This window comes from Halomonas flagellata, assembly GCF_022487945.1.
Classification (GTDB): Bacteria; Pseudomonadota; Gammaproteobacteria; order Pseudomonadales; family Halomonadaceae; genus Halomonas; species Halomonas flagellata.
In genome coordinates this window covers 60,323-73,532 of record NZ_JAKVPY010000012.1, presented here as the reverse complement: position 1 = coordinate 73,532, position 13,210 = coordinate 60,323, and the positions used below count along the sequence as shown (strand labels likewise).

Sequence of the window (13,210 nt, the reverse complement as noted above, 5' to 3'; positions counted from 1 at the left end):
CGGGCGAAGCCCGGCTCTTCAAGCTCCCGGCGAAGCCGGGTCACCCCAGCGCGGCATCAGGCGGTGTTCGATCCCCAGTTGGTTGAGGATGCGCGCGACGATGAAGTCGACCAGGTCGTCGATGCGCTTCGGCTGATGGTAGAACCCCGGCGCCGCCGGCAGGATCACCGCCCCCATGCGGGTCAGGCTCAGCATGTGCTCGAGATGGATCGCCGAGAAGGGCGTTTCCCGGGGCACCAGGATCAGCCGGCGACGCTCCTTGAGCGCCACGTCGGCGGCCCGCTCGATCAGGTTGTTGCTGGCGCCGGTGGCCACCGCCGAGAGGGTGCCGGTGGAGCAGGGACAGATCACCATCGCCGAGGGTGCCCCCGACCCCGACGCCACCGGCGCCATCCAGTCCTCGCGGCCGAAGCAGCGGATCTGGCCGGAAGCCGCGCCGGTGCGCTCGGCCAGCACCTCGGCCAGCCGCTGCGGGCGGGCCGGCAGGTCGATGTCGGTCTCGGTACTGATTACCAGATGAGCGGCCTTGGAGACCATCACCCACACGGCATGGTCGGCCGCCACCAGGGCCTCGATCAGGCGCAGGCCGTACTGGGCCCCGGAGGCTCCAGTGATGGCCACCGTCACCGGTTCGTGCAGGCGGTCAGCCATGAGCGGCCTCCAGGGCGGCCAGCAGCTTCTCGTGGATGCCGCCGAAATCGCCGTTGGACATCACCACGATGCGATCGAGCGGCCGCGCCTCGGTCACCAGGGCATCGACCAGGGCGTCGAGGTCCTCGTGCAACTGGGCCGCCACGGGGCTCTCCGCGAGCAGCGGCGCCAGCGACCAGTCGAGCCCCGGCGGCTGGTACCAGAAGGCGGCGTCGGCGGCGCCGACGCTCGCGGCGAGGCGAGCGCGCAGGGTGCCCAGGCGCATGGTATTGGAGCGCGGCTCGATCACCGCCAGCAGCCGGCCGCGGGCGGTGGCGGCGCGCAGCCCCTCCAGGGTGGCGGCGATGGCCGTGGGGTGGTGGGCGAAGTCGTCGATCACCTGGATTCCGGCCACCTCGCCGCGCAGCTCCTGGCGCCGACGGGGGGACTCGAAGCGCGACAGCGCCGCACAGCCCCGCGCCAGGTCGACCCCGCAGGCGTGCGCCGCCGCCAGCGCGGCCAGGGCGTTGCGGGCATTGTAGGCCCCGGTCAGCGGCCAATCGACCACGGCGTCCTCGTCGACGCTTTCCTCACCCTGGCCCTCCTGATGGATCACCCGGAAGCGCGAGGCGTCCTCGCGCTCGAGTTCCAGCCGCCAGGGACTGGCCGCCTCGCTGCCGAAGCGGACCACCGGCGTCCAGCAGCCCTGCTCGAGCACCCGGCCCAGCGCCGGCTCGCCGTCGGCCACCAGCAGCCGGCCGCGCCCGGGCACGGTGCGCACCAGGTGGTGGAACTGCCGCTCGATGGCGGCGAGGTCGGGAAAGATGTCCGCGTGGTCGAACTCGAGATTGCCGAGGATGGCGATCTCGGGACGGTAGTGGACGAACTTGGAACGCTTGTCGAAGAACGCCGTGTCGTACTCGTCGGCCTCGACCACGAAGGGCGCATCATGAGCCCCGAGGCGTGCCGAGACGCCGAAGTTGCGCGGCACCCCGCCGATCAGGAAGCCCGGCATCAGGCCGGCGGACTCCAGCAGCCAGGCCAGCAGGCTCGCCGTGGTGGTCTTGCCGTGGGTCCCGGCCACGGCGATCACCCACCGCCCGGCCAGGACATGCTCGGCGAGCCACTGGGGCCCCGAGACATAGGGCAGCCCCCGGTCGAGCACCGCCTCCACCTCGGGGTTACCCCGGGAGAGGGCGTTGCCGACCACCACCAGGTCGGGACGCGGCACAAGATTGGCGGCCGCATAGCCCTCGGCCAGACGGATGCCGGCCTCCTCGAGCTGGGTACTCATGGGCGGATAGACATTGGCATCCGAGCCGCTAACCGTGATGCCCAGTTCGCGGGCCAGTAGCGCCAGGCTGCCCATGAAGGTGCCGCCGATGCCGAGAATGTGAAGGTGCATGCTGTCTCCGACTGCATCGTGCCGCCGCGGGCCGCGGCGCGGTCACGGGAGACTAGCATGGCGCCCGCGGCACGCTCCAGCGGGCACCGTCGCGGGCGGGACACAAGCGCGTTTGGGCGCCACGCCGCGGCAGATGCAGCCCCTGCCACTTTCGGCTAGAATCAGACCCTTTCAAACCCCCGAAGGAATCACTGAATAGAACGGCGTGCGGTCGCCCGACCCTCTATTCAGTGATTCCTGGACGCTACCCAGGAGCAGGAAAGCCCCCATGGCCCAGCACAACGCCTTCTACGCCCAGTCCGGCGGCGTCACCGCCGTGATCAATGCCAGCGCCTGCGGCGTGATCGAGGCCTGCCGCCGCCACCCGGAGCGCATCGGCAAGGTCTATGCCGGCCACAACGGCATCATCGGCGCCCTGACCGAGGATCTGATCGACGTGAGCCAGGAGTCCGACGAGACCATCGCCGCGCTGCGCCACACCCCGGGCGGCGCCTTCGGCTCCTGTCGCTACAAGCTCAAGGACATCGAGAGCCACCGCGCCCAGTACGAGCGCCTGATCGAGGTCTTCAAGGCCCACGACATCCGCTACTTCTTCTACAATGGCGGCGGCGACAGCGCCGACACCTGCCTCAAGGTCTCGCAGCTCTCCGAGCGGCTGGGCTATCCCCTCACCGCCATCCACGTGCCCAAGACCATCGACAACGACCTGCCGATCACCGACAACTGCCCGGGCTTCGGCAGCGTGGCCAAGTACATCGCCACCTCCACCCTGGAGGCCTCGCTGGACATCGAGTCGATGTGCGCCACCTCCACCAAGGTCTTCGTGCTCGAGGTGATGGGACGCCATGCCGGCTGGATCGCCGCCGCCGGCGCCCTGGCCGGCAACGGCGAGGGCGAGCCGCCCCACCTGGTGATCTTCCCCGAGGTACCCTTCGACCGCGCCGCGGTGATGGCCCGGGTCGAGGAGGCGGTGCAGAAGTACGGCTACTGCGTGATCGTGGTCTCCGAGGGCGCCCGCTACGAGGACGGCACCTTCCTCGCCGACTCCGGCAACACCGACGTCTTCGGCCACCGCCAGCTGGGCGGCGTGGCGCCGACGCTGGCCGGCATGGTCAAGCAGGACCTGGGCTACAAGTACCACTGGGCGGTGGCCGACTACCTGCAGCGCGCCGCCCGCCACCTGGCGGCCAAGACCGACGTGGAGCAGGCCTACGCCGTCGGCGAGAAGGCCGTGGAACTGGCCCTCGACGGCAAGAACGCCATGATGCCGACGATCCAGCGCGTCGGTGACGCCCCCTACCAGTGGCGCATCGAGGCCGCCCCGCTGGCCGAGGTCGCCAATCGCGAGAAGTTCATGCCCCACGACTTCATCCGCGAGGACGGCTTCGGCATCACCGAGGCGTGTCGCCAGTACCTCTCGCCGCTGATCCAGGGCGAGGACTTCCCGCCGTTCGAGAACGGCCTGCCGAAGGTCGCCCGCCTCAAGCGCGCCAAGGTCGAGCGCAAGCTGCCCGAGTTCAAGCTCTAGGCTGCGGGCTGCGGGCTGCGGGCTGCGGGCTGCGGGCTGCGGGCTGCGGGCTGCGGGCTGCGGGCTGCGGGCTGCGGGCTGCGGGCTGCGGGCTGCGGGCTGCGGGCTGCGGGCTGCGGGCTGCGGGCAGCAGTTTGGCTCGTGGCTCGGGCCCTAGGGGGTCAGACCCCGGCGGCGTCGAATCCGCTCGCAAGACGCACCATGACGGGCTTCGCGATTTGGCTGGGGTCTGACCCCATAGGGGCGGCCTCGGCGCCTTTTTCGGCGAACAAGCTATCAACGTCGAGAAAAATGTGGGGATTCGACAGGGTCTGACCCCATAGGGGCAGCCTCGGCGCCTGCATCAGTGCACGCGGCATCAGCGCAACAGCCATGACAGCACCAGCAACAGCAGCAGGATACCGGCCACCCCCTGCCAGAAACGGGCCGGCTCGCGCAGCACCCGCGGGCTGGTGCGCGAGCCGTCGCGCTCGGCGCCCAGCGGCTGGCGCAGGGCATGCAGGAACTCCGACATGCGCCGGTAGCGCAGCGAGCGCTGCGGGTCCAGGGCCCGGCGCAGGGCGTCGTCAAGCACCGGCGTCACCTCGGGATTGAGGGTGCGGGCACTGCGATAGGCGAGCTGCTCCAGGTCGGTGTGGCCGCGCAACCGGTTGGGGGCCAGGGCGTAGGGCAGCTCGCCGGTCAACAGCCAGTAGACGGTGGAGGCAAAGGAGTACTGGTCGCTGCGCCGCCCCACCGAGTCGTCGAGGGCGTACTCCGGGGCGCTGTGCTCGGTGAGCCCCACCTGGCGCACCAGTTCCCGGGAACGCTTGTGACCGTCCACGTCGCGCAGGTGGCAGGCGCTGAAGTCGGTCAGCACCACCTGGCCATGGGTGTCGATCAGCACGTTGCCGGGATGGATCTGCTGGTGCAGCAGGTCGCGGTGGTGCAGTGCCTGTACCGCCTTGCCGAGCTGGTTGGCAATATCCAGGCGCTGCACCAGGCTCGCCTGGGGATGCCGGCGCGCCCACTCGGTCAGGGTCTCGCCCTCCACGTAGGCCATCAGGTAGTAGAGATAGTGGCGCGGCCGCGAGGACTCCATGATGCGCACCACGAAGGGCGACTTGACCCGCTCCACCACCCACTGCTGGAGCAGGAAGTGCTCCAGGTAGGCGTTGCGGTTCGAGAGCTCGGGGCTCGGCGCCTTCATCACCATCTCCCGCTCGGTGTGCACGTCGCGCACGCGATAGACCCGCGACTGGGCGGTACGCGACAGCACCGCCTGCACCTCCAGGCCGTCCAGGCGCTCGCCGGGGGCGAGCTCCGGGGGAATCGGCAGGTCGCCGTAGACCCGTCCCGGCGTGTCCTGCTCCTCGTCGGGCAGCTGATCGATGCGCACCAGCTGGAAGCAGAACTGCTCGGCACCATAGCCGCGCTCCTGGGCCCGCGCGACCGCCGCCTCGCCGAGGCGCTCGCAAGCGGCATCCAGGTCGCTGGCGTCCTGGCGTATCAGTTGCACGTACTCCGAGGGCATCAGGGTGCCCTGCGCCACCTGGGTGGTGAACAGGAAGAGGTCGCCCTGCTTGAGGGGCATGCGCAGGTAGTCGATGTCGATGCTGTTGTCCATGCCGAGCGCCCGGGAGGGGTAGCGATAGCCGCCCAGGTCGGTGACATGATCGCGGGAGAGCTGCTCGAACTCGGCGCCGCGCAGCCGGAACACCAGGGTGTCGCCCATATGGAAGAGGTGTGCCTCGCGGCCTCGGTAGACCACGGCCGAGAGCGAGGAGACATAGCTGCCCTCCTCGAGGTGCTGGCTCTGGCTGTAGCACCAGCAGTTGAGGGCGCGCAGCACCCGGGTGGCCGAGGTCTTGACGTCCCAGTGGTCAGGGGTCGAGATATAGTCCGCCAGGAAGCTACGAACGCTGAGGTCGCCCGCCTGCTTGGCGATGGCGTTGCGCGAGGTGGAGTCGCTGATCACCGCACAGGCACCCTTGGCACGCAGGAGCGCCTGCTCGGGAACACGGACCGACATCGAGCTGCGATGCCGGCGCAGGTCCGGGGCCACGAAGGCCTGTCCATAACTCAGTGACAGCTGGGCGGATGCCAAGTTGCTCTCCTCAGGGTCGAACCTCGGGGTCGAAACGGCACGTCGTCACGGGCCAGGGGTTCATCGGGACACCATGATACACTCATGGCGGTGTCGCCGGGGTGTCAACCACAGCCGAAGACGGCCCTCCCACCCCGCAAGACCGCCACGGTTCGGCCTGCGGCCCCGTGTCACGACACCTATGTCGCATTGGTAATCCCCTCTCCGGCTCCGTATAATTCGCCGGATTTTTCGCCTATCCGGATTTTCGCCAACCGAAGGAAGCGACGATGAACTTCGACAACATCCCCGCCGGCAAGGAACTCCCCAACGACGTCTATGTGGCGATCGAGATCCCGGCCAACCACGCGCCGGTCAAGTACGAGATCGACAAGGACATGGGAGCGCTGCTGGTCGACCGCTTCATGGCCACCCCGATGTTCTATCCGGCCAACTACGGCTTCATCCCGCACACCCTGGCCGACGATGGCGACCCCCTGGATGCCCTGGTGGTAACGCCCTATCCGGTCCAGGCCGGAGCCGTGATCCGTGCCCGTCCGGTCGGCATCCTCAACATGACCGACGAGGCCGGCGAGGACGCCAAGCTGGTCTGCGTGCCGCACCCCAAGCTCTCCACCCTCTACGACGACGTCCAGGAGGTCACCGACCTGCCCGAGCTGCTGCGCCAGCAGATCGCCCACTTCTTCGAGAACTACAAGGATCTCGAGAAGGGCAAGTGGGTGAAGGTGGAATCGTGGGAAGGGGCCGAGGCCGCCCGCAAGGCGATCGAGAAGTCCGTGGCCGCCTACCAGAAGGCCTGAGCACGCCGCGCGCACATGCAAAGGGGCCGCCCGAGGGGCGGCCCCTTTGCATGTCGGGTGATCACTCCTCGTCGGGATCACCCTCTGCCGGCGAGGCCGGCGCCTCGTCCTGATCTGCCTCCGGGATCGTCGACTCGTCCTGATCCGCTTCCGGAACGGGCGCCTCGTCCGGCTCCGACAGCGGGGCCGGCTCTCCCGTCCGCTCGTCCTCCCGAGCCTCCTCGGGCGACGCCAGGGCCGGCGGCGGGCTCTCGCCCCCGGCATCCTCGCTGCGTTCCACCGCTTCCACCGGCGGCTCGACGGGCTCCTCGTCCTCGAGCGCCTCGGGGGCCGCCAGCCCGGCCGGCGGCGCCTCGAGTGCCGCGACCAGGTCCCGCGCCAGGTCCCGGGCGCGGATCACATGGTTGGCCATCACCAGCGAATGGTTGGCGAAGATGCCGAAGCCCGACCCGTTGAGCACCACCGGGCTCCACAGCCGGCGCTGGGTCCGCTCGAGCTCGGCGACGAGCATCTCCCACTCACCCGACACACCGGCCCGCTCGAGCACGTCCGCCTGGTCGCGACGCACCGCCTCGAGCAGACGGGAAAGCGCCCAGCCGGTTCCCCGCGCCTCGAAGAAGATGTCGTCGACCCGGTACCAGGGGGTACGCGGGGGCAGATCGCCGGTAGCGATGTCCAGGTCGCGCAATCGCTCGCGGCTACCGACGCTGGCGGAGAGCCGCAGCCCCAGGTCGTCGAGTCGCCAGGCGACCTGCTCCAGCCAGGCCGCCAGGCCGGCGCCGGCGGCGAAGCCGGCACCGCCCGACTCGCCGAGCGCCACCAGATACTCGTCCAGGGCCACCAATGCCTGCTCGAGGCGCTGCTCGGTGGAGGGATAGAGCCAGTCGCGGCTGCTCCCGTCCAGCCGCTCGACGACCTCCTCGAGCACCGGATGGTCGCCCTCCTCCATGGCCGGCAGCGCACGGGAGAGGTCACGAGCCTGGTTCAGCACCCCCAGTTCCCACTGGGGCATGTTGTCGAGCCACAGGCCCGGCGGTGCGATGTCATTGCGCAGGTAGCCACCGGGCTTGTCGAGCAGGGTACTCACCACCGTCATCAGGCTGGTGGTGGTGACGGCGCCGCGGGCCGCCGGGCTGGAGGCCGCCTCGCCGCGCCGCTCGGCGGTGGCCTGCTCGACATCGAAGGCGGCCGGCGGCCGGCTCCACCAGATCCCCAGCGCTACGGTGACCAGCAGGTAGATCACCACCAGCGCCAGCAGCGGCTTCCATATCCAGCCGTAATCCGGGCGCTCGAGCGCCTCGACCCTCCTGCGGCGCCTGGCGGCGCCCTTTTCCGTCAAAGCCATGGTCCTGATTCCCTGATGGTGGCAAAGGCAGCGGCGCGACAATGGGGCGCAGCCGAAACCGGCATCATGTGATCCACTGTGCCGGCTTCCTGGGTTATCCTAACAGCTGATCCTTCTCGCGGCGCCTGGTGCGGAACCCCGAGTGGCCGCCGGAGTCCTAGTCGCGATCACCTGGATAAGGAAGACCGTTTTGATCTTCAGACGCCTGGCCTGCCTGATCGCCCTTGCGCTGCTACCGCTCGTCGGTCACGCCCAGTGGTTCTCCTCGAGCAGCTCCAGCGGTGACTTCCTGCCGGTGCTGGAGGCCTTCCAGCCCAGTGCCTGGCATGACGGCGAGACCCTCTTCGTGGGGGTCGAGAATGCCGACGGCTACTACCTCTACCGTCACCGGTTCGCCGTCGAGGCCAGGGACGCGACACACGCACTGGGCGAGCCCCGGCTGCCCCCGGGCGAGTTCAAGAGCGACGAGTTCCTCGGCGACGTTCATGTCTTCTACGACCGGGTGGTCCTCGAGGTTCCGCTGGAGAATGGCGCCCGGGGGCCACTGGACCTCACCCTGACCTTCCAGGGCTGCGCCGATGCCGGCCTCTGCTACCCCCCCGAACGGGTCGACCTGCAGGCCCCCGAGAGCTCGGCGCCGGCGGCCTTCGCCAGCTGGCAGGCCGAGGATGGCGACAACGACGGCAACGATGCCGGCATCCCTGCCACGCCCCCCCCCGCCCCCCAGAGCCCGGACGGCCGCTTCAGCGCCCTGATGAGCGATGCCAGCCTGCCGCTGGCCCTGGGCCTGTTCTTCCTCGCCGGGCTGGGGCTCACCTTCACCCCCTGCGTCCTGCCGATGGTGCCGATCCTGTCGTCGATCATCGTCGGCCAGCACCCGACCCGCCCCCGCGCCTTCGCCCTCTCGGCCAGCTACGTGGCCGGCATGGCCCTGACCTACGCGGCGGTCGGCGTGCTGATGGGACTGTTCGGCGCCGGGCTCAACTTCCAGGCGCGGCTGCAGTCCGCCCCGGTACTGATCGGCTTCGCGGTACTGTTCGTGCTCTTCGCCCTGGCCATGTTCGGCGCCTTCAACCTGCGCCTGGCCCCCGGGCTGGCCGGACGACTCGACGCCTGGCAGGCTCGCGCCCAGCGCAGCGGCCCTGGCGGCCTGGCGCTGGCCGGTGCGCTCTCGGTACTGGTGGTCTCGCCCTGTGTCTCGGCGCCCCTGGCCGGGGCCCTGGTGTTCATCTCCACCACCGGCGACGCCCTGCTGGGCGGCGCCGCCCTGCTCGCCCTGGGGCTCGGCATGGGCGTGCCGCTGCTGCTGGTCGGCACCTTCGGCACCACCCTGCTGCCGCGCACCGGCGCCTGGATGAACGGGGTCAAGGTCGCCTTCGGCATCCTGCTGCTGGGTGTGGCGATCTGGCTGGTCGAGCGCCTGCTGCCACCCGCCATGGCCCTGCTGCTGTGGGCAGCCCTGGCCATCGGCAGTGCCGTCACGCTGGGGGCGCTGACCGTCAACCAGGCCCAGGGCTGGCCCCGGGTGCGCCAGGCCGCCGGCATCCTGCTGCTGGCCTGGGGCGTCGCCCTGGTGCTCGGCGCCGCCCGCGGCGCCCACGACCCGCTTCGCCCCCTGGCCCCCACCGCCACGGTGTCCCCCACCGCCACGGTGTCCCCCACCGGGCAGGCGGTCGAGGTCACCACCGTGCATAGCCTCGACACCCTGGAGGCGGCCCTGCGGGCTGCCAGCGACGAGGGCCGCCCGGCCTTCGTCCACTTCACCGCCGACTGGTGCATCTCCTGCAAGCAGCTGGAGCGCCAGGTCTACCCCGACCCCCGGGTCGCCGCGCCGCTCTCCTCGTTCGCCCGCATCAATGTCGACGTCACCGAGACCGACGACACCTCCCGCGAGCTGCTCGACAGCTTCGGGTTGTTCGGCCCGCCGAGCCTGCTGTTCTTCGACGACGTCGAGGAGATCCGCGCGGCGCGTATCCAGGGCGAGGTGCGCGCCGCCGCCCTGGCCAGCCACCTGGACGGGGTGCTGGAGCGGCTGGAGGCCCGCCGGGGCTGAGCCTGCGCGGCCGGGCGGGGGCCGCGAAGCTCGCCGAACAGGTGCTCGAATCTCGTGATCGAACGCTGTTCTCCTGCTCGCTGGACATCCACGCCGATTTTCGGCACACTCCGGCGTCAATGCCTTATCACGGCCGATAGAGGCGGGAAGAGTCGCCATCTTGCCGCGATCTATTGCGAGTTGGCCCGGGTTGACAGCGTCGCCGGGGCTGCCGCCACCCACCGATACCAATCGATCGAGACAGAGTCATGGATATCCGCAAGGTCAAGAAGCTGATCGAACTGCTCGAAGAGTCCAACATCAGCGAAATCGAGATCCAGGAAGGCGAGGAATCGGTCCGCATCAGCCGACACCCCAACGGCACGAACTGGCAGCAGCCCATGCCCCAGGGCTATGCGCCCCCGGCACCGGCGGCCGCCCCCCCGGCCGTGGCGGCGCCCGCCGAGCCCGCCGGCGAAGCGGCGCCCGCCTACCAGGGCCACGCCGTGACCTCGCCCATGGTCGGCACCTTCTACCGCTCGCCGGCACCGGGCGCCAAGCCCTTCTTCGAGGTGGGCTCCAGCGTCAAGAAGGGTGACACCGTGTGCATCATCGAGGCCATGAAGATGATGAACCAGATCGAGGCCGATCGCGATGGCGTGATCGAGGCGTTCCTGGTCGAGGACGGCGAGCCGGTCGAGTTCGACCAGCCGATGCTCGTCATCTCCTGATCTTCCCACACACACTGGCGGACCCCATCATGCTGGACAAGGTTCTCATCGCCAATCGTGGCGAGATCGCCCTGCGCATACTGCGTGCCTGCAAGGAGCTGGGCATCAAGACCGTCGCGGTCCACTCCAAGGCCGACCGCGAGTTGATGCACGTGCGCCTGGCCGACGAGGCCGTGTGCATCGGGCCGGCGCCCTCGGCCCAGTCTTACCTGAACATCCCGGCGCTGATCAGCGCCGCCGAAGTCACCGATTCCAGTGCCATCCATCCCGGCTACGGCTTCCTCTCCGAGAACGCCAACTTCGCCGAGCAGGTCGAGCGCTCCGGCTTCGTCTTCATCGGCCCGCGGGCCGAGACCATCCGCCTGATGGGCGACAAGGTCAGCGCCATCGAGTCGATGAAGAAGGCCGGCGTCCCCACGGTACCCGGCTCCGACGGCCCGCTGCCGGAGGACGACGAGGGCGAGATCATCGCCGTCGCCCGACGCATCGGCTACCCGGTGATCATCAAGGCCGCCGCCGGTGGCGGCGGTCGCGGCATGCGCGTGGTGCATACCGAGGCCCACCTGCTCTCCGCGGTCACCGTCACCCGCACCGAGGCCCACTCGGCCTTCGGCGATGGCACCGTCTACATGGAGAAGTTCCTCGAGAACCCGCGCCATGTCGAGGTCCAGGTGCTGGCCGACGGCCAGGGCAACGCCATCCACCTCTATGATCGCGACTGTTCGCTGCAGCGCCGTCACCAGAAGGTGATCGAGGAGGCCCCGGCCCCGGGCATCGACCCCGATGCCCGCGCCGAGGTGCTCGAGGCGTGCCGGCAGGCCTGCCTCACCATCGACTACCGAGGCGCCGGCACCTTCGAGTTCCTCTACGAGGACGGCCAGTTCTTCTTCATCGAGATGAACACCCGGGTCCAGGTGGAGCATCCGGTCACCGAGATGGTCACCGGCGTGGATATCGTCCGCGAGCAGCTGCGCATCGCCTCGGGGCTGCCGCTGTCGGTTGGCCAGGAGGAGGTGCAGCTCAACGGCCACTCCTTCGAGTGCCGCATCAACGCCGAGGATTCCCGCACCTTCATGCCCTCCCCCGGCAAGGTGACCCTCTACCATCCGCCGGGTGGGCTGGGCGTGCGCATGGACTCCCACGTCTATACCGGCTACACGGTACCGCCTCACTACGACTCGCTGATCGGCAAGCTGATCACCTGGGGCGCCGACCGCGAGACGGCGCTGATCCGCATGCGCAACGCCCTGGACGAGCTGCTGGTGGAAGGCATCAAGACCAACACCGACCTGCACAAGGACCTGGTGCGCGACGGCTACTTCCAGCAGGGTGGCGTGAATATCCACTACCTGGAGAAGAAGCTCGCGCAGTAACCGCGCAGCGCTTCGCGGGGTGGCCGACGCCACCCCGCATTCGTTATCCGATGTCCGTCACCCCGGCGAGCCGATCGCCCCCTGACGCCTCATGGAGCCCGCCATGCCCTGGCTGCAACTGAAGGCCCGTATCGCCCCCGAGCAGGCCGAGACCCTGGAAGAGCTGCTGCTCGCCGAGGGCGCCACCGCCATCACCCTGCAGGACGCCCACGACGACCCGGTGTTCGAGCCCGAGCGAGGCACCACCCCGCTGTGGCACGAGACGGTGCTCACCGGGCTCCATGACGACCTGGAGGGCATCGAGGCGATGCTCGAGCGCCTGGCCGCCACCTGGGCCGAGACGATGCCCGGCGAGCCGTTCCCCGAGGTCGAGGTCGAACTCCTTGCCGACCGCGACTGGGAACGCGAGTGGATGGACGACTTCGCGCCCCTGCGCATGGGCCAGCGGCTATGGATCGTGCCGAGCTGGCACGAGCCCCCCGAGCCCGGCGCGGTGAACCTGCATCTCGACCCGGGGCTCGCCTTCGGCACCGGCACCCACCCCACCACGGCGCTCTGCCTGGAGTGGCTCGATGGCCTGGCGGTGGCCGGCGAACTCGCGGGTCGCGAGGTGCTCGACGTCGGCTGCGGCTCCGGAATCCTGGCCATCGCCGCCCTGAAGCTGGGTGCCGCAAGCGCGGTGGGCACCGATATCGATCCCCAGGCGCTGCAGGCCAGTCGCGACAATGCCGAGCGCAATGCCATCGCCGAGGCCGACTTCCGGCTCTGCTACCCGGAACAGCTCGACGCCGGCGGCTATCCGGTCGTGCTCGCCAATATCCTCGCCGGCCCGCTGGTCGAGCTGGCAGCGACCATCGCCGGCCATGTCGCTCCCGGGGGCCGGCTGGCGCTCTCCGGCATCCTCGAGCCCCAGGCCGAGGAGGTCCTCGAGGCCTATCGGGCGGAGGGCCTGCTGATGGACGAGCCGGTCGTGCGCGAGGGCTGGGTGCGGCTGAGCGGGTACCGGGCGACGTGAACAGCGGACGTGGCCCGCCCGACCCACAGGGCTATCGCAGATAGCAGCATTGCTCGGGGCTGATCCGCCGGCAGGCCTGCGAGGAGGCGCTGTAAACCCCTCCATGGGCGCTACCGACGCCATCCCTGGCGTAGGACCTCCTCTTCGGCCTGCCCCCGGTGCCCCTAGCTACAGTCAACTGCGATATCCCTGGCCCGACCAAAGATCGCCTTCACCATCAACGACCGGGGGCGTATGATATGCCCCCTTCGAGCCAGCAGACGCC

11 protein-coding genes are annotated in these 13,210 nt (G+C 69.6%); 6 read left to right on the top strand and 5 right to left on the bottom strand.

Features of this window, described 5'->3' with window-relative positions:
- Positions 1-18: 18 nt before the first annotated feature.
- Positions 19-651: a flavin prenyltransferase UbiX gene (locus tag MKP05_RS11625; RefSeq protein ID WP_110283788.1), complete on the bottom strand. Its 633-nt coding sequence runs from the start codon at positions 649-651 to the stop codon at positions 19-21.
- Positions 644-2,035 carry a UDP-N-acetylmuramate:L-alanyl-gamma-D-glutamyl-meso-diaminopimelate ligase gene (mpl, locus tag MKP05_RS11620; RefSeq protein WP_240568426.1) on the bottom strand — a complete coding sequence of 464 codons (1,392 nt, stop codon included), beginning with the start codon at positions 2,033-2,035 and terminating at the stop codon, positions 644-646. Before mpl ends, MKP05_RS11625 begins: the two co-directional genes overlap by 8 nt.
- Positions 2,036-2,303: 268 nt before the next feature.
- Between mpl and MKP05_RS11615 the strand changes: the two genes are divergently transcribed.
- A complete protein-coding gene (locus MKP05_RS11615) occupies positions 2,304-3,563 on the top strand; it encodes a 6-phosphofructokinase (protein WP_240568425.1) in 1,260 nt (419 codons plus the stop codon).
- 161 nt (positions 3,564-3,724) lie between these two features.
- Here the strand turns inward: MKP05_RS11615 and MKP05_RS11610 are convergent, their stop codons facing one another.
- Positions 3,725-3,937, bottom strand: a complete 213-nt coding sequence (locus tag MKP05_RS11610; RefSeq protein ID WP_240568424.1) for a hypothetical protein — start codon at positions 3,935-3,937, stop codon at positions 3,725-3,727.
- A complete protein-coding gene (locus tag MKP05_RS11605; protein WP_240568423.1) occupies positions 3,922-5,649 on the bottom strand; it encodes a bifunctional protein-serine/threonine kinase/phosphatase in 1,728 nt (575 codons plus the stop codon). The genes MKP05_RS11610 and MKP05_RS11605 overlap by 16 nt, the downstream gene beginning before the upstream one ends.
- A 269-nt stretch (positions 5,650-5,918) precedes the next feature.
- Here MKP05_RS11605 and ppa point away from each other — a divergent pair, with 269 nt between their 5' ends.
- Positions 5,919-6,449, top strand: a complete 531-nt coding sequence (ppa, locus tag MKP05_RS11600; RefSeq protein WP_110283784.1) for an inorganic diphosphatase — start codon at positions 5,919-5,921, stop codon at positions 6,447-6,449.
- A 61-nt stretch (positions 6,450-6,510) separates the two neighbouring features.
- Here the strand turns inward: ppa and MKP05_RS11595 are convergent, their stop codons facing one another.
- Entirely contained in the window at positions 6,511-7,794 is a 1,284-nt protein-coding gene (locus MKP05_RS11595) for a DUF2333 family protein (protein WP_240568422.1), read from the bottom strand.
- Between the two features lie 193 nt (positions 7,795-7,987).
- Between MKP05_RS11595 and dsbD the strand changes: the two genes are divergently transcribed.
- From dsbD to prmA, 4 genes are all read left to right on the top strand, one after another.
- Positions 7,988-9,847: a protein-disulfide reductase DsbD gene (gene dsbD, locus MKP05_RS11590; protein ID WP_439108987.1), complete on the top strand. Its 1,860-nt coding sequence runs from the start codon at positions 7,988-7,990 to the stop codon at positions 9,845-9,847.
- Between the two features lie 248 nt (positions 9,848-10,095).
- Entirely contained in the window at positions 10,096-10,557 is a 462-nt protein-coding gene (gene accB / locus MKP05_RS11585; protein ID WP_240568420.1) for an acetyl-CoA carboxylase biotin carboxyl carrier protein, read from the top strand.
- A gap of 29 nt (positions 10,558-10,586) precedes the next feature.
- Positions 10,587-11,930: an acetyl-CoA carboxylase biotin carboxylase subunit gene (gene accC, locus MKP05_RS11580; RefSeq protein ID WP_240568419.1), complete on the top strand. Its 1,344-nt coding sequence runs from the start codon at positions 10,587-10,589 to the stop codon at positions 11,928-11,930.
- Positions 11,931-12,033: 103 nt separating this feature from the next.
- Entirely contained in the window at positions 12,034-12,945 is a 912-nt protein-coding gene (gene prmA, locus MKP05_RS11575) for a 50S ribosomal protein L11 methyltransferase (RefSeq protein WP_240568418.1), read from the top strand.
- Positions 12,946-13,210: the final 265 nt, after the last annotated feature.

Excerpts from the sequence above, each read along its gene's own strand:
- MKP05_RS11610 (WP_240568424.1), bottom strand. The coding sequence starts at position 3,937 with ATGGCTGTTGCGCTGATGCCGCGTGCACTGATGCAGGCGCCGAGGCTG.
- accC (WP_240568419.1), top strand. The coding sequence starts at position 10,587 with ATGCTGGACAAGGTTCTCATCGCCAATCGTGGCGAGATCGCCCTGCGC.
- ppa (WP_110283784.1), top strand. The coding sequence starts at position 5,919 with ATGAACTTCGACAACATCCCCGCCGGCAAGGAACTCCCCAACGACGTC.
- accB (WP_240568420.1), top strand. The coding sequence starts at position 10,096 with ATGGATATCCGCAAGGTCAAGAAGCTGATCGAACTGCTCGAAGAGTCC.
- prmA (WP_240568418.1), top strand. The coding sequence starts at position 12,034 with ATGCCCTGGCTGCAACTGAAGGCCCGTATCGCCCCCGAGCAGGCCGAG.
- mpl (WP_240568426.1), bottom strand. The coding sequence starts at position 2,035 with ATGCACCTTCACATTCTCGGCATCGGCGGCACCTTCATGGGCAGCCTG.
- MKP05_RS11625 (WP_110283788.1), bottom strand. The coding sequence starts at position 651 with ATGGCTGACCGCCTGCACGAACCGGTGACGGTGGCCATCACTGGAGCC.
- MKP05_RS11615 (WP_240568425.1), top strand. The coding sequence starts at position 2,304 with ATGGCCCAGCACAACGCCTTCTACGCCCAGTCCGGCGGCGTCACCGCC.
- MKP05_RS11595 (WP_240568422.1), bottom strand. The coding sequence starts at position 7,794 with ATGGCTTTGACGGAAAAGGGCGCCGCCAGGCGCCGCAGGAGGGTCGAG.